Annotated in this window: 17 protein-coding genes; 2 read left to right on the forward strand and 15 right to left on the reverse strand. The window is 67.5% G+C overall.

Going from position 1 to position 20,018, the window contains the following annotated elements:
* Positions 1-2: 2 nt before the first annotated feature.
* From EJJ38_RS18860 to EJJ38_RS18905, 10 genes are all read right to left on the reverse strand, one after another.
* On the reverse strand, positions 3-2,342 hold the full coding sequence (locus EJJ38_RS18860) for a xanthine dehydrogenase family protein molybdopterin-binding subunit (RefSeq protein WP_127091983.1): 2,340 nt from the start codon (positions 2,340-2,342) through the stop codon (positions 3-5).
* 2 nt (positions 2,343-2,344) lie between these two features.
* Positions 2,345-3,421, reverse strand: a complete 1,077-nt coding sequence (locus EJJ38_RS18865; protein ID WP_127091984.1) for an ABC transporter ATP-binding protein — start codon at positions 3,419-3,421, stop codon at positions 2,345-2,347.
* An 11-nt stretch (positions 3,422-3,432) separates the two neighbouring features.
* Positions 3,433-4,239 (reverse strand): ABC transporter permease, encoded by an 807-nt coding sequence (locus tag EJJ38_RS18870; protein ID WP_127091985.1) that lies wholly within the window; start codon positions 4,237-4,239, stop codon positions 3,433-3,435.
* Positions 4,236-5,087 carry an ABC transporter permease gene (locus EJJ38_RS18875; RefSeq protein ID WP_127091986.1) on the reverse strand — a complete coding sequence of 284 codons (852 nt, stop codon included), beginning with the start codon at positions 5,085-5,087 and terminating at the stop codon, positions 4,236-4,238. The genes EJJ38_RS18870 and EJJ38_RS18875 overlap by 4 nt, the downstream gene beginning before the upstream one ends.
* 42 nt (positions 5,088-5,129) lie before the next feature.
* Positions 5,130-6,218, reverse strand: coding sequence for an ABC transporter substrate-binding protein (locus EJJ38_RS18880; RefSeq protein WP_127091987.1), 1,089 nt, complete (start codon positions 6,216-6,218; stop codon positions 5,130-5,132).
* Positions 6,215-7,429 carry a pyridoxal phosphate-dependent aminotransferase gene (locus EJJ38_RS18885; RefSeq protein WP_127091988.1) on the reverse strand — a complete coding sequence of 405 codons (1,215 nt, stop codon included), beginning with the start codon at positions 7,427-7,429 and terminating at the stop codon, positions 6,215-6,217. Before EJJ38_RS18885 ends, EJJ38_RS18880 begins: the two co-directional genes overlap by 4 nt.
* Before the next feature lie 88 nt (positions 7,430-7,517).
* Entirely contained in the window at positions 7,518-7,736 is a 219-nt protein-coding gene (locus EJJ38_RS18890) for a biotin/lipoyl-containing protein (protein WP_127091989.1), read from the reverse strand.
* 63 nt (positions 7,737-7,799) lie between these two features.
* Entirely contained in the window at positions 7,800-8,759 is a 960-nt protein-coding gene (locus EJJ38_RS18895) for a 5-oxoprolinase subunit C family protein (protein WP_205666217.1), read from the reverse strand.
* The gene (gene pxpB, locus EJJ38_RS18900) at positions 8,756-9,520 is read right to left on the reverse strand and encodes a 5-oxoprolinase subunit PxpB (protein WP_127091990.1); all 765 of its coding nucleotides are present in this window, start codon (positions 9,518-9,520) and stop codon (positions 8,756-8,758) included. Before pxpB ends, EJJ38_RS18895 begins: the two co-directional genes overlap by 4 nt.
* Positions 9,517-10,905: an acetyl-CoA carboxylase biotin carboxylase subunit gene (locus EJJ38_RS18905; RefSeq protein WP_127091991.1), complete on the reverse strand. Its 1,389-nt coding sequence runs from the start codon at positions 10,903-10,905 to the stop codon at positions 9,517-9,519. Before EJJ38_RS18905 ends, pxpB begins: the two co-directional genes overlap by 4 nt.
* Before the next feature lie 280 nt (positions 10,906-11,185).
* Here EJJ38_RS18905 and EJJ38_RS18910 point away from each other — a divergent pair, with 280 nt between their 5' ends.
* Positions 11,186-12,058, forward strand: coding sequence for a LysR family transcriptional regulator (locus EJJ38_RS18910; RefSeq protein WP_127091992.1), 873 nt, complete (start codon positions 11,186-11,188; stop codon positions 12,056-12,058).
* Between the two features lie 335 nt (positions 12,059-12,393).
* Positions 12,394-13,644: an acyl-CoA dehydrogenase family protein gene (locus tag EJJ38_RS18915; RefSeq protein WP_127091993.1), complete on the forward strand. Its 1,251-nt coding sequence runs from the start codon at positions 12,394-12,396 to the stop codon at positions 13,642-13,644.
* Between the two features lie 36 nt (positions 13,645-13,680).
* Here the strand turns inward: EJJ38_RS18915 and EJJ38_RS18920 are convergent, their stop codons facing one another.
* The 5 genes from EJJ38_RS18920 to EJJ38_RS18940 all read right to left on the reverse strand — a co-directional run bounded on the left by EJJ38_RS18920 (position 13,681) and on the right by EJJ38_RS18940 (position 19,775).
* Positions 13,681-14,529 (reverse strand): NADPH-dependent oxidoreductase, encoded by an 849-nt coding sequence (locus EJJ38_RS18920; protein ID WP_127091994.1) that lies wholly within the window; start codon positions 14,527-14,529, stop codon positions 13,681-13,683.
* 186 nt (positions 14,530-14,715) lie between these two features.
* On the reverse strand, positions 14,716-16,146 hold the full coding sequence (locus EJJ38_RS18925) for an LLM class flavin-dependent oxidoreductase (RefSeq protein ID WP_127091995.1): 1,431 nt from the start codon (positions 16,144-16,146) through the stop codon (positions 14,716-14,718).
* Positions 16,147-16,170: 24 nt separating this feature from the next.
* On the reverse strand, positions 16,171-17,373 hold the full coding sequence (locus tag EJJ38_RS18930; RefSeq protein WP_127091996.1) for an acyl-CoA dehydrogenase family protein: 1,203 nt from the start codon (positions 17,371-17,373) through the stop codon (positions 16,171-16,173).
* Between the two features lie 36 nt (positions 17,374-17,409).
* Positions 17,410-18,261, reverse strand: a complete 852-nt coding sequence (locus EJJ38_RS18935) for a MetQ/NlpA family ABC transporter substrate-binding protein (protein WP_127091997.1) — start codon at positions 18,259-18,261, stop codon at positions 17,410-17,412.
* Between the two features lie 161 nt (positions 18,262-18,422).
* Positions 18,423-19,775, reverse strand: coding sequence for an LLM class flavin-dependent oxidoreductase (locus EJJ38_RS18940; protein ID WP_127091998.1), 1,353 nt, complete (start codon positions 19,773-19,775; stop codon positions 18,423-18,425).
* Positions 19,776-20,018 lie beyond the last annotated feature (243 nt).

Here is a 20,018-nt window from a genome sequence, read left to right on the forward strand (position 1 = left end):
GGTCATCGCCTCCCCTCGGCGTGGAGCGCCGCCCAGACCACTTGCGGCGTCGCGGGCATCTGGATCATGCCATCGACTTCGCCCCGCAAAGCATGGTGGAGCGCATTCATGACGGCGGGGGGCGAGGCGCTGATGCCCGCCTCGCCGCAGCCCTTCAGCCCGAGCGTGTTGGTTCGGCAGGGGGTTCCCTGGAACACCAGCTTCATCTGCGGAATGTCGGAGACCTGCGGCAGGTGATAGGCGGCGAGGTCGCCCGTCGCCAGCGTCCCGTCCGCATTGTAGCGGCAATACTCGGTCAAAGCCTGCCCGATGCCCTGCGTGATGCCGCCCTCCTGCTGGGATACCACATCGGCCATGCGGATGATGGTGCCGAAGTCCGACACCGCCGTGTAGCGGTCCACGCGCACCATGCCGGTGGCGGGGTCCACCTCCACCTCGCACACATGGCAACCGTTGCCGAACGTGCCGGAGCGGATGGTGGAGGTCACCTGCGCATCGAAGGGATGGCCATCGGCGGCCTCGAACTCCGCCATCCGCACCGCCTCCATGAGCGGCACGGGCGTGCCGTCCAGGCGGAAGGCGCCATCCTCCCACACCACCTCCGCCTCCGGCCGCTGCGTGCGGGAGGCGAGCCATGCCCGCGCCCGCGCGATCACCGCCTCGGCCGTCTCGATGATGGCCGTTGAGCCCGACAGCATGGATTTGGAGCCCCCCGTGCCGGTGCCCTGGCGCAGGCGATCGGAACGGCCCTGGAACACCTCGATGGCCTCCGGCGACATGCCGAGGCGCGCCGCCAGCATGTCCGCATAGGCGCCGCGATGGTCCTGGCCACTGCCCTGCGTGCCGATGTCGAGATGCACGCGCCCCTGGCCGGTGAAGGCGATGCGGGCGGTTTCCAGCGGCAGGCTGCCATTGTGGCGTTCCATGATCTTCGCGAGGGCGAAGCCGCCATTGGTCTCCAGGAAATTGGCCATGCCGATGCCGCGCATGAGCCCCTTGGCGGCGCTGGCCGCGCGCCGATGGGCGAAGCCCGCATAATCGGCCTCTTCCTGCGCGCGGCGGATATTGGCGCGGAACATGCCGGAATCGAGCCGGATGCCGGTGGCGGTGACGGCCGGAAGCTGCGTCTCGTCCAGGGCGTTGCGCAGGCGCAGGGCGAGCGGGTCGAGGCCCAGTTCGTGGGCGGCTTCGTCGATCATGCGCTCCAGCACATAATGGGCCTCGGGGCGCCCGGCGCCGCGATAGGAATCCATGGGCGTGGTATTGGTGAAGACGCCGCGCACGCGGGCATGGACGAGGCCCACATCATAGATGCCGCACAGAAGCGGCGTGCCGCAATTGGTGGAGCTGAACGGCCCGTAATTGGACAGATGCGCGCCGAGATTGGCGATGGTGTCGGTGGTGATGGCGAGGATGCGCCCGTCCGCATCCAGCGCGAGGGTGGCGTCCGTATGATTGTCGCGGCCCTGCACGTCGGTGAGGAAGGCTTCCTTGCGGGTGGAGACCCACTTCACGGCAGCATTGAGCGCCGCGCTGGCCATGAGCACCAGCACCTGCTCGGGATAGACGAAGATCTTGCAGCCGAAGCTGCCGCCCACCAGCGGCGTCACCACCTCCAGGCGGCCGGGATCCCAGCCGAGCACGTCGCGCGCGATGATGTCGCGGGACCAGTTGGCGCCCTGGGTGGCGGTGACCAGCACGAAGCCGTCCGTGCCGTCCACGGGCGCGGCGATGGCGCTGCGGGTCTCAAGCGGCGCGATCACGAGGCGGTTGTTGCGCAGCCTCCGCCGCACCACATGGGCCGCCCCGCGCAGGACCGCGTCCCTGGCGGCGGCATCGCCCAGTTCCCAGTCGAAGCAGACATTGCCGGGGGCCTCGTCCCACAGTTCGGGGGCGCCCGCCTCCACCGCCGCCGCGCCATCTGTCACGGCGGGCAGCACGCGATAGGTGACGCGCACCGCCGCCGCCGCGCGATTGGCCGCGCGCTGGGTCCGCGCCGCCACCATGGCGACGATCTCGCCCTCGTGGCGGCAGCGCGATGCGGCCATCAGCACATGGGGCGGGTCCGCCCGGTCCGTCCCGTCCCGGTTCACGATGGGCACGATGCAGGGAATGGGCGCATGGGACGGCAGGTCCCGTGCGGTCCAGAAGCCGAGCACGTCCGCCGGCGCCGGCGCCTCGATGGCGACGATCTCCGCATGGGCATAAGGCGAGCGGACGAACGCCACATGCACCGCACCGGGCGGGTTCACATCCGCCGTGAAGCACCGGCCCTCATAGGCATCGGCGAGCCAGGGCAAGGCGTCCGGCAAGGCGGCGGAACGGGGCGCGGCGGCGCTCATGGCTAGACCGGAAGCAGGCGGGTATCGGCGGGCGCCCAGGACACATGGAGCGCCGATCCGGGCTGGAGCCCCGCCGCGAGGCCCGCATCGCTGTTGGGCAGCAGGATGTTGAAGCTCTGCCCGCCCGCCGTGGCGATGGAGACCTCGATGGACTGGCCGAGATAGGTGGCCGTCTTCAATTCCCCCGCCAGCACATTCGCGCCCGAGATGGTGTCGGGTGGAGTGGCCGTGATCCGGGCGCGCTCGGGACGGAAGCTGAGGAGCGCTTCCGCGCCGGGCGTGAAGCGGCTGGTGTCGCAGGAGAAGACCGTGTCGGACGCCGCACACCGGAACCGCCCGGCCTCCACCACCGTGCCGCCGATGAAGTTCGACTTGCCCATGAACTCCGCCACGAAGCGATTGGCCGGGTTCTCGTAGACTTCCGCCGGCTGGCCGATCTGCTCGATGCGCCCCTGGTTCATGATGACCAGGCGATCCGCCATGCTGAGGGCCTCGTCCTGGTCATGGGTGACCATGAGCGTGGTCAGGCCGGTCTCCTGCTGCACCTGCCGGATCTCCGCCCGCACCTCATGCCGCAACCGCGCATCCAGAGCCGAGAGCGGCTCGTCGAGGAGCAGCACGGCGGGATCGATGACGATGGCCCGCGCCAAAGCCACGCGCTGCTGCTGGCCGCCGGAGAGCTGGCGGGGCAGGCGATCCGCCAGAGCGGACAGCCGGACCCGCTCCAAGGCACGGGTGACGCGGCGGCCGATCTCGGCCTTGGGCAGGCGGCGCATCTCCAGCCCGAACGCCACGTTCTGCGCCACGCTCATGTGCGGGAACAAGGCGTAACCCTGGAAAACCATCCCCGTGTTCCGGGAATAAGCGGGCACAGCGGTGATGTTCCGACCGTCTAAAAAGATGGATCCGCTGGTGACGGAGACGAAGCCGGCGAGCATGCGCAGCGACGTGGTCTTCCCGCACCCGCTCGGGCCCAGCAGGGCCACCATCTCGCCGCGCTCGATGCCGAGGTCGAAATGACTGACGGCGCGCACGCCTTCATAGTCTTTCTGGACGTCGTTGAATTTCAGATAGGACATTCCGCTGGTCCTCAGAATGCGCGGCTAAGCTTGATGTAGGGATCGGAGATGATCAGCATGAAGCCGATGAGGAAGATCTGCACCGCAGCGACAGCCGCCACCGTCGGGTCGAGGTTCCACTCCAGGTAATTGATGATGGCGATGGGCAGTGTTGTACTGCCCGGGCCGATCAGGAAGATCGACTTCTCCAGGTCGGTGAACGACATGATGAAGCTGAACAGCCCGCCCGCGATCAGGCCCGGCCGCACGGACGGCAGGGTGATGCGCCAGAACACCCGCCAGGGATGGGCGCCGAGATTGAGCGCCGCCTCCTCGATACTCTCATTGGCACCCACCAGCGAGGCGGTCACGAGGCGCACCACCCAGGGAATGGTGAGCACCACATGGGCCGCCACGAGGCCCGGAAAGGTCGCCGCGAGCTGGACGTTCGTGAGCAGTTCGAACTGGATGTAGTAGATATAGACCGCGCTGCCCGCGACCACGCCGGGGATCATCATCGGCGACAGCAAAAGCGTGCTGATGAAGGACTTTCCGGGAAAGCGCCCCCGCACCAGCGCCAGCGAGGCAGGCACCGCGATGACGAGGCCGATGAAGGTGGCCACCACCGCCACCTTCAGGCTGAGCAGGAACCCGCCCCGGAAATCGTCCAGCCGCCAGGCATTGAGATACCAGGTGAAGGAATAACCCTGCGGGGGCAGGCTGATGAGCTTGTTGCTGAAGAAGCTGACCCAGATGACCGTGATGAGCGGCGTCACCACGAACAGCATGGTGCCGAACACCAGCGCCCGATAGGACCAGGAGGAGATGTGGGCCTTCATGTGCGTTTCCCCCCGCTTTGCGGGTCGTAGCGCCCCAGGAGCCAAGCCGACAGAACGGTGAGGACCAGCGTCGTGAACATGAGCACGAAGGCCAAAGCGGCGCCGAAGGGCCAGTTGCTGGCACGGGTGATCTGCTCATAGACGGCGGGCGCCATCATCTGGAATTTCGGACCGCCGATGAGCAGCGGCGTGGCGTAGGAATTCATGGCCAGGATGAAGCACAGCACGGTGCCCGCGATGACGCCCGGCATCATCAGCGGCAGGACCACCCGATAGAAGGCGCGCAGCGGGCTGGCGCCGAGCCCCAGCGCCGCCTCTTCCAGAGGCCGCGCGATATTCTCGATGACGCTCTGGAGCGTGATGATCATGAAGGGCAGGTTGACCGAGATGATGCCGATCAGCACCGCCTTGCCCGTATAGAGCAGCTCCACCGGCGCGGAGGTGAGCCCCGTGAAGGTCAGGAAGGCGTTGATGACGCCGCGATCGCCCAGCAGCACCATCCAGCCCGCCACGCGCACCGCATTGCCCATGAGCAGCGGCAGCACCACGCAGATGATGAGGATGGATTTCAGCCGCGCCGAGCGGACCCGCGCGATGTAATAGGCCGGCGCGATCCCCAGAAGCAGGCAGCAAATGGTGCTGACAATGCTGATCCCGATGGTGCGGAACAACACGTCCCGATAATAGGGATCGGAGAAGAAGCGCGTGAAATTCTCCAGGGTCACGCCTTCGGTGGCGAACTCCCCGGGCACGAACGGATTAAGGCTGTAGCGGCCCAGCAGGATCAGCGGGAACGCGAGCAGCAGCACGATGGCGAGGATCGATGGCGACAGGAGACCTGCCGCCATACGACCTCTGGGATGAAGCGGACCGAGCTGGGGTTCCACCGATCAGACCTTGATTTCTTTGTTCCACCATTCAAGCCAGGCGGCCTGGTTCTTGGCGGTGTATTCCAGGTCGAAATGCCGGAGCAGCTTCTGCTCCTCGGGCGTGAAGGCGACCTCGGCGGCCAGCGCCGGGGGCAGGTTCGCATTGTCGATGGGCACCTGGTAGAAGGTGTATTCGGCAAGGCGCAGCGCCACCGGCGGCGTGAGCATCGCGTTCAGATAGTGGTAGGCATTGTCCTTGTTGCGCGCGCGCTTGGGGACCACCACGCCGCCCTTGAAGGCGATGGCGCCTTCCTTGGGATAGGCCGGCTCCACCTTGATACCTTCCTTCTTCCACTGGGCCGCCCGCGCCTTGTAGTTGGCGGTGATCCAGATCTCGCCGGATTGCAGCGCGGCGGCAGCCTGCTGGTGGGAGGGATAGATGCGCGGCTGAACCGCCTTCTTCAGCTCCTTCAGCTTCTCGAAGGCCGGGGTCACATCGCTCATGGAGCCGCCGTTCAGCAGCGCGAAGGCGAAGAAGTAGTTGAAATAAATCTGGTCGATCAGGCCGACCTTGCCCGCATATTCCGGATTGAGCAGGTCCGCATAGGAGGTGGGCGGCGTCTTGATCTTCTCGGGATTGTAGATGATCACCATGCCGCTGATGTTGAAGGGCACGAAGTAAGGCGTCTTCATGTTCGGCAGAAGGTGCGTCGCATTGGGGATCTTGGAATAGTCGATCTCCTCCAGCGCGCCCTGGAGGTTCAGCTCATAGGCGTCCGCATCGGTGAACTGCGCCACGTCGATGGTGCCGCGCGGCAGGTTGCGCTCGGCGATGATCTTGGTCTTGCGGGCGGGGGCGGAGGCCAGATCCCGCTTGATGACCATGCCCTTGGCTTCGAGTTCCGGCTCCTCGAAGGCGCGGACCACGTTCGCGTTCCAGTCGCCGCCCCAATTGGAAACGACCAGTTCGCCGCTATATTGCTGCGCGGCGGCGGAACCGAGAAAGCCGGGGGCGAGCAATGCCCCACCGGCCACACCCATGCCCTGGAGGACCCGGCGACGGGACAGGAGCGTGGAAGAACTGTTCTGGAAGGTTAGATTTTTTTTCATTTCCGATATCTCTCCACCATTGCAACGATACGATCCACCGCAGCGAGAGCGGCATCACGATCCTGGGAAAAGTTGAGACGAATACTGTCGCCCGAGTTCGTGCCGAACTGGCTTCCCGGCGCCACGATCACGCTCGCCTGGAGCCGCAAGGCGTGGACGAAATCACCGAGCGACAGGTTGAGCGCGGGCAGGCGCGGGAACACGTAGCTGCCGCCCTGCGGCCGGCGCACCCGCACGCCCTCGGCGGCGGCGAAGCGCTGGACCACACCGTCCCGGATGGCCTCATGGAGGGCGATGCGCTCCTCGATCCAGCCTTCGGGCTCGGCGAACCAGGTGCGCAGCGCGGCCTGATTGTAGCCGGCGGCCCGCAGCGAGACGATGGACTGCAGCTTCTCCATGCGCTCCACGATGCGCGGCGCGCCGAAGGCCACGCCCAGGCGGAAGCCGCTCAGGGATTCCGTCTTGGACGGCCCCATCACAGTGAGCACCTGGGCGGGGTCGATGTCCTCGGCGCTCACATGGTGATAGGTCTCGCCGCTATAGAGCAGGCGCGAATAGAGCTGGTCGGCGATGACGGTGACGCCATAGCGCCCGGCAAGCTGCGCGATGCCCTTCACCTCCTCGGCGGAATAGATCGCGCCGATGGGGTTGTTGGGGTTCGAGAACAGCATCACCTGCACGCCGCCCTTGAAGGCGTCTTCAAGCTGCTGGAGATCGAGGCCCGCGCCCTGCCCATTGCCGAAATAGGCGAGGTCGATGGGAACGACCTCCCCCTCCATGAACTCCACCAGCTTGCGGTTGGCGAAATAGTCCGGCTGGATGATCGCGACCTTGGTGCCGCGCGCCACGGTGGAGGCGACCGCAAGGAAGAGCGCGCCCTGTGTGCCGTTGCTGATGATGAGGTTGTCGCCGGTGATGCTGCCACCGGTGAAGGCCGCCAGCCGCTCCGCAACGCCGGCGCGGATCTCGGCGCTGCCGAGATATTCCGTATAGGCCTGGGCACCGCCCGCCTCGTAGCCCGCGAGGAATTCATCGAGCGCGGCGGGGATGGGCGTGAACGCATCCACGTCGCCGTGCGAGAAGTCCACCGGGCGGCCTTCGAGCTTGTCACCGCGCAAAGCAAGCGTGGCCTCGGAGATGCGCAGGCGCACCTCCTGTCCCGGCGCATCGGCGGTTCCCAGCTTCGCGAATTTTTGACCCAAGAGGTCCATGGTCTCAACCTTGTGCTTTTGCGCTTCGTTTCTTGAAAAACTGACGTTTCCCGACTTCAAATCCCGTTTGCCCGACTGTGGGCCGGAGCTAGGGCGTGGGTTCGAGGCTGACCAGAATCTGGTCCTCCTCCACCATGTCCCCCTCATTCACCAGGATGGCGGAGACGGTGGCCGCCACGGGTGCCTCGACGGGGAATTCCATCTTCATGGCCTCCAGGACCATGAGCGCCTCCCCCGCCCCCACCGTGTCGCCGACGCCCACGGCAATCTTGGCCACCACCGCGCCGATCTCAGCCCTCACGTCCATCTCACCACTCTCCTGTCGGGCTCTCATGAGCACCGCGCGCGGCCGGAGCCGGCACGCGCCGCGTCAGGCGGTCCCGTTTTCCATCGCGCCGAAGACGCGAGCCTGCGACACCGCGAGGCGCTGGGCCTCCGCGAGGTCGATCCATTCAAAGCGCAGCCGGGCGCCGGGCGCGCACTGCGCCAGCCGCGGCAGGTCCACCCAGGCCACATGGGCGATGCGCGGATAGCCGCCGGAGGTCTGGCAATCGGCCATGAGGACGATGGGCTGCCCGTCCGGCGGCACCTGCACGGTGCCGGCCGTCACCGCTTCCGACAGCATCTCGGTGGTGCGGCGGCGCTCAAGGGGCGGGCCCTTCAGGCGATAGCCCATGCGGTCCGATTGCGGGGTGATCTGGTAGGCCTCCGCACCAAAGGCGCGCAGGCTCTCCTGCGTGAACATGTCGTGCTCGCGGCCTGCCATCACCCGCAGCGGCGCGTCCGGCTCCCGCATGATGTCTGCGGCGAAGGCGGGCAAAGCGCCGCGCACGGGCAAGGTGCGGCCCGGCGCCGGAGACAGGGGAATGGAAACGTCCTTGCGCAGCGGCTTGCCGCCGAGGCCGCCAAAACCCGCGCGAACATTCGTGCTCATGCTGCCCATGACGGGCTCCAGCGCATAGCCGCCTTCCACGGCGAGATAGGCGCGGATGCCCCGCTTCGGCGCACCGAAGGCAAGGACATCGCCCGCCGCCGCCTGCACCGCCTCGTTCAGGGGCACGGGCTGGCCGTTCAGTGTGGCCGACAGGTCGGCACCCGACAAAGCGATGCGCACCGGCGCGCCGAACCGCAGATTGGGGCCGAGAAGGGTCATTTCCAGCGTGGCCGCACCCGGCGCATTGCCCACCAGCCAATTGGCCGTGCGGTGGGCGCGCTCGTCCATGACGCCGTTCAGCGGCACACCCAGATGCTGCTGCCCGCGCCGTCCAAGATCCTGGAAGGTGGACAGGAGGCCGGGCTTGACGACCTCGATGCTCAGGGGACCGCTCATGGCCGCCCCTCCTGCCCTGCGGCAAGGGTCTCGAACGCCGCCGGGTCGATGGCGACGAAGCGGACCCTGTCCCCCGCCACCAGCAGCGAGGGCTCCGCGCGATAGGGATCGAACAGGACCAGCGGCGTGCGTCCGATGAGGTTCCAGCCGCCGGGCAGGCGCGTGGGGTAGATGACGCTCTGGCGGTTGGCGAGGCCGATGGTGCCGGCCGGTACATCAGAGCGCGGAGACGAGCGGCGCCCCGGCGACAGGCGGGCATCGAAATAGCCCACATAGGGATGGCCCGGCGCGAACCCCACGGCGAGCACATCCACCGGCGCCGCCGTGTGGAGCGCGATCACCTCCTGCGGGGTGAGGCCGCTTATGTCGGCCACCTCCTGGAGGTCCGGCCCGTAATCGCCCCCATAGCAGACGGGAATGGTGATCTCTCGCCCGGCCGGAACCCGGTCGAGATCGAAAGCGGCCATGCGCGCCCACACCTGCTCGGCGAGGATCGCATAGGGCGAGCTGCCATCGCGCAGAGGCTCGGGCGCCGCATCCAGCACCCGGTCGGGCGCATAATGGAGCGCCACGCTCACCATGGCGGGAACGACGCCGTCGATGCCCGCCGGCAGGTCATCCGCCAGAGCCCGCGCAAGCGCCCGGCACCAGCCATTGGCCACCTTGGGATCCTCGTGCGTGCACAGGATCACCAGCGAGCGGTCGCCGGAGGGATGCAGGCTCCAGGTCGGAGACATGGGCTCGGGCGCGTCCACCATCATGCGGCCCCCGCATCGCGTCCGGCCGCATCGCCCAGCAGCGTGCCGAGTTCGCGGGTGACGAGCAGCGTGTCGAGCTGTCCCGCGCACAAAGCGGGGTGGCGCAGCAGGCGCGTCAGGAAGGGGATATTGGTGTGGATCCCCTCCACGCGCGCCTCGCCCAGCGCCGCGAGCAGCCGCTCGAACGCCTGCGGGCGGGTCTCGTCCCAGGCGATCATCTTGGCGATCATGGGATCGTAGAAGGGCGTGATGCGGTCGCCCTGCCGCACGCCGGTATCCACGCGCAGATTGGCCACCTGCGGCGGGAAGCTGCAGACATCGAGAACGCCGGGCGCGGGCATGAAGCTCTTGGCGGGGTTTTCCGCATAGATACGGCATTCCACGGCGCAGCCCCGGCGCACGATGTCGGCCTGCGCCAGCGGGGCCAACGTGCCCTCCGCCTGCCGGATCTGCATCTCCACCAGGTCGCGGCCCGTGACCATCTCGGTCACGCCGTGCTCCACCTGGATGCGGGTGTTCATCTCCAGAAAGAAGAACGCGAAGCTGGCGGCATCCACCAGGAACTCCACCGTGCCCGGCCCCGAATAGCGCTGGTGGCACGCGATGGCGACCGCCGCCGCGCACATCCGTTCCAGCACGCTGTCGGGCAGCCCCGGCGCCGGGCTTTCCTCGATGATCTTCTGGAAGCGGCGCTGGATGGAGCAATCCCGCTCGAACAGATGGATGGCGGTGCCGTCGCCGAAGCCGAAGACCTGGATCTCGATGTGGCGCGCCTTGGGAACGAAGCGCTCCAGATAGACGCCGCCGTCGCCGAACGCCTTCTGCGCCAGGGCCTGCGCCTTCGTCACCGTGGACGCGAGCGCCTCCGGCTGATCCACCCGCTGCATGCCGATGCCGCCGCCGCCCGCAATGGCCTTCACCAGCAGCGGGAAGCCCACCTGCGCGCCCATGTCGGCGAGCGTATCCACGTCGCCCGTCTCCACGCGCCCGCTGCCCGGAAGCACCGGCACGCCGCAGGCCTGGGCGATCTCACGGGCGCGGTTCTTGTCGCCCATGCGGGAAATGCAATCGGCCGACGGGCCGATCCAGATCAGGCCCGCCTCTTCCACCGCGCGGGCGAAGTCGGCGCTCTCCGACAGGAAGCCGTAGCCGGGATGCACACCCTCCGCGCCATGGGAATGGGCGGCTTCCAGCACACGCTGCGCGTCCAGATAGCTGCGGGCGGCGGGCGGCGGGCCAATGGGCACGGCCATGTCCGCAAGCTGCACATGAAGCGCGTCGGCATCCGCCTCGGAATAGACCGCGATGGTCTGCTTGCCGAGTTGCTTCGCCGCCCGGATGACCCGGCACGCGATCTCGCCACGATTAGCAATGAGCACGCGACGCATATCAGCGCCCGCCCATGGCAGGAAGACGATCGAATTGCACGCGCTCGCCTTCCGCGCCCACGGCGAAAACCGTGAGAAACGCGGCGAAGACGACGTCGTGACCCTCTGGATTCTTGGTCATTTTTTCAACGTCGGAAGGTTCTTGTTACCGACATAGTGAGAGAAGAAATTTTTGATGAAAAGCGATGTTTTTTATGATGACTGATTGAAAATTTTGATTAATCGTTAGCCCACTGCCTGAGACCTCCACGCCCTCTCAGGGGTGCCATGTGGGACTGCCATGCTCTCCGAACTGCGCACATTCCTGGCGGTGGTCCGCTTCGGCAGCTTCGCCAAGGCGGGCGACAATATCGGGCTCACGCAAGGCGCGGTGAGCGCGCAGATCCGCCGCCTGGAAGAGCAGGTCGGCGTGGTCCTGTTCGACAGGTCCGGCCGGCGCGCCGCGCTGACGCCGGAAGGGCGCGAGATTCATTCGCGCGCCGAGGATATCGTCGCCTCCATCCTGCAGCTGGGAACCGCCGCATCGGAGAGCACGGCGCGCGGCGTGGTGGTTCTCGGGGCCATCACCTCGGCCCAGCAATCCTGGCTGATCGACGCCATCGCCGTCATCCGCCGGGAATTTCCCACCATCAGCGTGCGGGTGACACCGGGCGATTCCTTCCGTCTGCTGGGGCAGGTGGATGCGGGCGAGATCGACCTCGCCGTGATGGTGCGCCCGCCCTTCGGGCTTCAGAGCGAACTCAGCTGGCTGTCGCTGGCCCGTGAGCCGTTCGTCCTGCTCGTGCCCTCCAGCTTCGAGGGCGACGACTGGCAGGAGGCCATACGCTCCCGGCCCTTCATCCGCTACGAGCGCACCTCCTTCGGCGGTCGCGTGGTGGACCAATTCCTGCGCAAGGCGGGCCTGCATGTGCAGGAAGCCATGGAGGTGGACGAGATCGACGCCCTGATCCGCGCGGTCGAGTTGGGCATCGGCCTGTCCATCGTGCCGCTGAAGACGACGCATATCCCCCTTCCCGAGAGCGTGCGCGTCATACCGATGGAAGATGCGTCCCTTTACCGGGAAATCGGCGTTGCAGTGCGGATCAACAAGAAACATCCGACGATCGTGGATCGACTGATTGAGCTTCTTGAGGAAAACGTGCCCAGGCGGTAGCCGAAACCGATATCTGAAATTCATATATGCACGCAGATTGTAGCGTGCCCCGCGCATCGGCTGGAGTCATCTCCGGAAGCATTTCTGTCATCCGGCGTCGAACAGCCTGTGGGAACACCGGCTCGGCATCCTCGAGGCCGTGACGGCCAATACGCAGGTGGTATTGGCAGGCTTGACGCGGCTTCGGATGGAACCGGCTCCAGCGACCATCAGACAGACGTCACGCCAGATCACGCCCAGCCGAGCGCCATCGATGCCCCCGCCCCCGCCCCGCGATCCGATTGACAAGTTCATATTTCTATAATTTCTATTGATTGAATCATTTTGGAAAAACCATGACGTCTTCTCCTCTGCGCGCTGGTTCATGGGCGCCGGTTCACGGGGCGCTCGCCGCCTCCCTCCCGCCCAGCGCGGAGCTTGCCCATTGGCGGGCGCTTTTCGATGAGATCGGCGCGGGTTCGTCCGAGCGCGAGCGGGAGCGCATCCTGCCCTTCGCGCAGGTGAAGCTGCTGAAGCAGGCCCGCTTCGGCGCGTTGCGGCTGACAGCGGCGGACGGCGGGGCGGGCGCCTCGTTCCGCCAGCTCTATCATCTCACGCTGGAGCTGGCGGCCGTGGACGCCAATGTGGCGCACATCTTCCGGAACCACTTCACGGTGGCCGAGCAATTTGCCCGGCACCCCTATGATGCGCGCAGCCGCCAGTGGCAGACGGCGGTGCGGAGCGGGGCGGTGTTCGGGCTCGCTTCTAGCGAGGCCGGGTCGAACCCGGCGGGCGGCTTCGCGCCCGATACGCGGCTCCTGCCGGAGGGCGACCGCTTCCGCCTGGAGGGCGTGAAATATTACAGCACCGGCACGCTGTTCGGCGATTCCATGCTGGTGCGCGCCGCCACACCGGACGGGCGTGTGGCGGCGGTGATCATCCCCACGGGGCGCGAGGGCATCGAGATCGTGGATGACTGGGACGGTGCCGGCCAGCGCCTCACCGCCTCCGGCACCACGCGCTTCCACGGGGTGCGGGTGGAAGCGGACGAGGCGGTGTTCGACACGCCCGAGCGCGGCTATGGCCTCGCTTATTCCAACACCCAGGCCCAGCTCTTTCTCACCACCGTGGTGGCCGGCATCGCCAAGGGCGCGCTCACCGATGCGGTGGCCCTGGTTCAGCGCCGCAAGCGCAGCTTCTACTACGCCCCCACGCCCGTTCCGGCAGACGACCCGCTCCTTCACGAGGCCATCGGCCGGCTCGCCGCCAATGCCTTCGCCGCGGAAGCCATCATCCTGTCCGCAGCGGACGCCATCGACCGGGCAAGCGAGGCCCGCGAGCGGGGCGAGACGGCGGAGGATTTGTCGGCCGAGGCCGCGAAGGTGGCCGCCCAGGCCAAGCTGGTGATCGACGACCTCGCCCTCAAGTCCGCCTCGCTGCTGTTCGACGTGGGCGGCGCCTCGGCGACGGAGCGCGCGGCCAATCTCGACCGGCATTGGCGCAATGCCCGCACCATCGCCTCGCACAACCCCTCCAGCTACAAGGCCAAGGCCATCGGGGCGCTTCTGGTGACGGGCGAACCCCTGCCCTCCAAGGGCTTCTTCTGACCCAATCCCGGCCGGGAGGACCGGCCGGGATCTGGTTCAGCGCAGGCCGAAGCCCAGCGCTTCCAGGGCCGCGCGCATGCGGTCCCGCCCGCTCAGGGATTCCGGCCCCTTCACGCGCTTCAGCACGACGGACGACCAGCCGAGCGGCGGCATCTTCTGGCCCTCCTGGAAGGTGGTCAGCGCTGCCTCATACTGATCGAGCGCGGCGGCGGCGAGCGCGGGATCATAGCGCTCGCGATGCAGAACCAGGCTCTGCGGCAGGCGCGGCTTCACGTCCGCGGGCCGCTCCGGATCGGCATAGCCCACGCACAGGCCGAACACGGCCAGCACGTTCTTCGGCAGTCCCAGCAGCTCCGCCACCTCTTCCGGCCGGTTGCGCAGCGCGCCGATATAGACCGAGCCGAGGCCGAGGGATTCCAGCGCCACCACCGCATTCTGCGCGGCAAGCGCGGCATCGATGATGCCGACGAACAGGGTCTCCAGATAGGACAGCCCATCGGTGGGCACGCCCGCGCGACGGCCGATCTCCTCCAGGCGGGCGAGGTCCGCCAGCCAGACGAGGACGAGCGGGGCCTCGATCACATGCTTCTGTCCGCCTGCCACCTGCGCCAGACGCGCCTTGGTGGCCGGGTCTTCCACCGCCACGACGCTGAAGGTCTGGAGATTGGAGGAAGAGGCGGCCGACTGCGCCGCCGCCGCCAGCGTCTCCACCAGCCCTTCGGGCAGCGGCCGGTCCGAGAAGGCCCGCACCGAGCGATGGGCGAGCAGGCCCGCAATGGTGTCGTTGAGGATCAGGCGCGCGGGCGCATCGGCGGCACCGTAGCGCGCATCCAGAAGGGCGGCGACATCGTGCGCGGGGGCCGGGGCGGAAGACGGAACGCTCATGCGGTCTCCAGGATGCGGATCCCGCGCAAGGCGGTCCACGGGTTGAGGCGGCGTGCCGGGCGGCACCGCGGGACGGGGACGGAAGGGCCGAGGCACGCCCGACCCCAGCCATGGAAAGTCATAACCGGGATCGGCTCGGCCCGGCCGGATCAGGTGAAGTTGTGGCAGGTCGCGGCCCGCCGCGCCTCACACGTTTTGCGGGCAAGAGCGACCGCCGCTCACGCGCTCAGTGCAGGCCGGGGCGCCGGCGCGCGCGCGGAAGGCGGCGCCGGGATGGGTGTCCGCCAGAAACGGGCCGCGTCCGGGAAACAGCTTCTCCCGCAGTGTGCCTTCCTCATAGGCGGTCTTGTAGACGCCGCGATCCTGAAGCTCGGGCACCACAAGGTCCACGAACGCCTCCAGGGTCTCGGGCGAGACCAGCCGGTTGAGGTTGAAACCGTCGAGATCCGCCTCCCGCGCCCAGGCCACCAGCCCGTCCGCCACCTCGGAGGGCGAGCCGACCAGGAAGGGCGCGCGGGCGCCGGTGGCGGAGAGGGTGGCGAGGTCCCGCACCTTCAGCGGCACGGTGCTGCGCAAGGTGAGGTTCTCCAGGGCGGACTGCATGGCATTGCTCTTCACATAGGCGATGGCCTCGTCCGGGTCCGCCTGGGAGAGATCGACGCCGGTCCAGCCGGAGAGCAAGGCGAGCTGGCCCGCCGTGTCCACATGGCGGGCATAGTCGGCCAGCAGGTCCTGCGCCTCCGCGCGGGTGGGCGCGACGATCACGGTGGCGCCCGCGAACATGCGGATGTCATAGGCGTCGCGGCCCGCCGCGACCGCCGCCTCGCGAATGCCGCGCACCGCCTCGCCCAGGATCGGCACCGTCTGACCGTTCAGGAAGATCGCCTCCGCATGGCGCGCGGCAAACAGGCGACCGCGCCCGGAGGTGCCCGCCTGGTAGAGAACCGGCGTGCGCTGGGGCGAGGGCTCCGTGAGCTGGATGCCGTCCACCTGGTAGTAGGGCCCGTCATGGACGATGCGGTGGACCTTGGACGGGTCGGTGAAGATGCCAGCCGCCCGGTCGCGGCGCACCGCGCCCTCCTCCCAGCTCGCCTCCCACAATTTGTAGAGCGCCGCGAGAAAATCCTCCGCCGCCTCGTAGCGCAGATCATGGGCGCGGTTCTGGCCATGCCCCATGCCCTTGGCGCCGCTCTCCAGATAGCCGGTGACGATGTTCCAACCGACCCGCCCGCCGGTCAGATGGTCCAGCGTCGCGAAGCGGCGGGCGAACAGATAGGGATGCTCGTTGGTGAGGTTGGCAGTGACGCCGAAGCCGATATGCCGCGTGGCGGCGGCCATGGAGGGCACCAGCAGGGTCGGGTCGATCTGCGGCGCCTGGGCGGCGGTGCGCAGCGCCGTCTCCGGGCCGCCGCCATAGACGTCATAGATGCCGAACACGTCGGCGATGAAGATGCCGTCCAGCAGGCCGCGTTCGGCGGTCTGGGCGAGCTTCACCCAGTAGTCCAGCGTGTTGTAATCGGCGGCGGTGTCGCGCGGATGGGCCCATAGGCCGGCCCAGGTATGGCTCGGCGCCGCCATGTTGAAGGCGTTGAAACGCAATTGCCTCGGACGGCTCATGAAGGGTCTCCGGCGCGGCGCGCCTCAGCTATAGAGGGGAACCGCGGTGATCCGGCCGTTGAGGGCGTAATTGCCCACCTCGCGGGCCTTGTAGAAGACCGGGTCATGCAAAGTGTGGGTGCGGATGTTGCGCCAGAAGCGGTCATAGCCGTGCCGCCCGGCGGTGGCCCGCGCGCCCATCAGCTCGAAGATGCGCGACGTGATCTCAAGGGCCGTGCGGCCCGCATGGACCTTGGCGGCATAGATGGCGGCAGCGGCCACATCCCGCTCGCCGGGCGTGATGTCGTTGCCCCGCGCGGCCGCCGCCTCGAAGCTGGCCGCCGCAACGTCCGCCAGCGCGAGGGACGCGCGCAGTTCCACGTCCAGCGCGCCGTAATGCTCCAGGATGTAGGGATCCTCGCTCGCCCGCTCCACACCGGACGTGGCCCAGGGGCGCGAGACGGTCCGCACATAGCGGTTCGCCTCGGCCAACGCCCCCTCGGCGGTGCCCAGATAGAAATTCACGATCAGGAGCTGGTGGAAGGGCACGACGAGGCTGGTGCGCGGCGGCGGCGCGGCACCGATGCCACCCAGCACCTCGTCCGCCTCCACCCGCACAGTGTCGAAGGTCACGGTGCCGCTCTCCGACAGGCGCTGGCCAAAGGCGTCCCAGTCATTGGCATGGGTCACGCCCGCCCTGTCACCGGGCACCACAAGCACGGCGAAGCCCTCGCCCAGCTGTGCACGCAGCGTGATGCGGTCGGCCAGCGACGCATTGGAGGCGAAGGTCTTGCGGCCCGAAAGCCGGAAGCCGTCTCCCTCCGGCACCAGAACGGATTCCGGATCGCGCGGATTGGACGCCCCGCCCCAGAACCAGCGCCCCGCCACGGACGCGCGGGACAGGTGCTCCGCCTGCCCCGCATCCGCCCGCCACAGGGCATTGGTGAGATGCAGGTAGTGATAGGAGAGAAGCTGGGCGATGGAGGTGTCCGCCCGGCTGACGATGCGGGTCGCCCGGAAGGCGTCGGTGAAGCTGCCCCCACCCCCGCCATGGGCCGCCGGGTTCAGCAGAGCGAGAAGCCCCACCTCCCGCAGCAGCGCCAGTTCCCGGAGCGGGGCGGCGCCCGCATGGTCGCGGTCCGCCGCATCCACCGCCAGCGCCTCCGCCACCGCCCCGGCAATGGCGGCCCAGTCGATAACCGGCGCGGAGCGCGCCGAAGCGAGGGGTAGGACGGAGGAACGGGTCATGGAAGCGGCTCCTTCAGGGATGGTCCGACGACGCTCTCACCACGCGGGCAGGATGCTGCCCTTGAAGCGGGCATCGACGAAGTCCTTCACCGGCTGGGAGCGGTAAACCTCGATGAATTTGAGGATCCGGGGATCGTCCTTCCGGTCCGTGCGGGCCACGAAATAGAGCGTGAAATAGGGCTTGGATTCCTCAAGGGAGGTCTCCGCCACCAGCGCCTTGTTGAGGTCGAGACCGGCCAGATAGGCATAGTTGGAGGAGACGAACGCCGCCGCCACGTCATCCAAAGAGCGGGAGAGTTGGGCCGCGTCCAGTTCCACGATCTGGAGCTTCTTGGGGTTCTCCGCCACGTCCAGCGGGCTGGCATTGAGCCCCGCGCCGGGCCGCAGCTTGATGAGCCCCGCCTTCTGGAACAGCAGCAAGGCCCGCCCGCCATTGGTGGGGTCGTTGGGGATGGCGATCTTCGCCCCCACCGGGATGTCCTCGGCCTTCGTGTACTTCTTGGAATGGATGCCCCCCGGCACCAGAAGCGAGGTGTCCAGCGCCGTGAGCTGGTAGTTGCGGGTCTTGATCTGGTTGTTGAGGTAGGGCTGCGTCTGGAAATTATTGAGGTCGATATCGCCCGCCTGGAGCGCCGCATTGGGCTGGTTCCAGTCGCTGAATTCGATGATCTCCGCCGTCACGCCCTGCGGCGCGGACAGGCGCGCCGCCTCGCGCAGCACATCCCCATAGGGACCGGCGGACACGCCGATCTTGAGCGGCTTGTCCGAAGCGGCGGGCGCGGCGGGCGAAGCCGCAGGCGCCTGGGCACCGGCGGGAACCGCGAGCGCCACGGCGGCGAAGGCCGAAACGGCCAAGGTGAGGAAGCGGGAGCGCAGGGACCAGGTCATGGGATGTCCATCGGTTTGGGGCCGCGAGATCCCCCCAATGGGCACCCCGCCAGCCTGCTTCTGGGATTAATAGAATTAATTTTATTGAATTAGTAAACTAAAGATTGGAACACACCTCTCCCGATCCCGGCACACCGACAGGGCGGGCCGGGCTTGGGGCATCACGCGGTCACGCGGGCCTCGCGGGCATAGAGGCTCTCGGGGCGCGGCAGGCCGAAATGGTCGCGCAGGGTGCGGCCCCGGTATTCACTCCGGAACAGCCCGCGCCGCCGCAGGATCGGCACCACTTCCGACGCGAACAGGTCGAACCCCGCCGGATACCAGGGCGGCATCACGTTGAAACCGTCCGCCGCCCCGCTCTCGAACCAGAGCTGGATCTCGTCGGCGATCTTTTCGGGCGTCCCCACCGACACATAATGGCCGCGCGCCCCCGCGAGCCGGTCGATGAGCTGGCGCAGCGTGGGCCGCTCGCGGCGCACGATGTCCAGCACGAGTTGATAGCGGCTCGCCGCCTTCTTGGCGGGCGGAGCGGCCTCGAAGGCATCCTGCGGCACCTCGGCCTGGAGCGGATGGCCGGAGAAGTCGATCCCCGTGATCTGCCGGAGCTGGTTGAGGGAATAGTCGGTCTGCACGAGGGCATTGAAGGCGTCATACAGGCGATCCGCCTCCACCTGGGTGGAGCCGATATAGGGGCTGATGCCGGGCAGGATCTTCACATGGTCCGGGTTGCGGCCGAGCGCCTTGGCCTGCCGCTTGATGTCCGCATAGAAGTCCCGCGCACTGGGCAAGGTCTGGTGGGCGGTGAAGATGGCCTCCGCATAGCGCGCCGCGAAGGAGCGCCCGTCATCGGAGGAGCCCGCCTGCACATAGACCGGCCGCCCCTGCGGGCTGCGCGGGGAATTGAGCGGTCCCTTAACACGGTAATGGCGACCCACATGGTCGATGGGATGGATCTTCGCGCCGTCCGCGAACACGCCGGAGGCGGCATCGGCGATGAGCGCGTCATCCTCCCAGCTGTCCCAGAGCTTGGTGACCACATCCAGGAACTCGGCCGCGCGGGCATAGCGGTCCGCATGGGTCGGCACGTCGGACAGGCCGAAATTGGCGGAGGCCTGGGGCACGGCGGTGGTGACGATGTTCCACCCGGCTCGCCCGCCGCTGAGATGGTCCAGCGAGGCATAAAGACGGGCGAGGTTATAGGGCTCGTAATAGGTGGTGGAGGCGGTGCCGATGAGACCGATATGACTGGTGGCCGCCGCGATCGCCGAAAGCCAGGTGAGCGGCTCCAGCCGGAAGCGCGAGGCAAAGCGGATGTCGTCCGCCTGGACCGGGCTGTCGGCGAAGAACACCGCATCCAGCTTCGCCGCCTCCGCCGAGCGGGCGAGGTCCTGATAGAAGCCGATATCCAGCAGCCGCTCCGGCCGCGCCCCCGGATAGCGCCAGCCCGCCTCGTGATGACCGCCGGGATAGATGAACAGGTTGAGGGTCAATTGGCGCTGCGGCGCGGGGGCCATGGAATGCTCCTTTCCGCCCGAGGACGGGATTTCGGAAAGGATAGGCACCGCTGAAGTGTACAGTCAATAAATTCTATCAAATTTATATACTAAATAGATCGCGTGGCGCGCCCGCACGATCCGCGCCCGGCAAGCGGGCATGGCCGCACCGCCGCGCGGAGGGCGTTTCAACGGGCGTCGGATGTGAGGGAAGGAGCAGCCACGGGAGATGGCGCGCACGGCCTCCCGATCCATGGCCGGGAG

It is taken from the genome of Aquabacter cavernae (assembly GCF_003993795.1).
GTDB classification, from domain to species: domain Bacteria; phylum Pseudomonadota; class Alphaproteobacteria; order Rhizobiales; family Xanthobacteraceae; genus Aquabacter; species Aquabacter cavernae.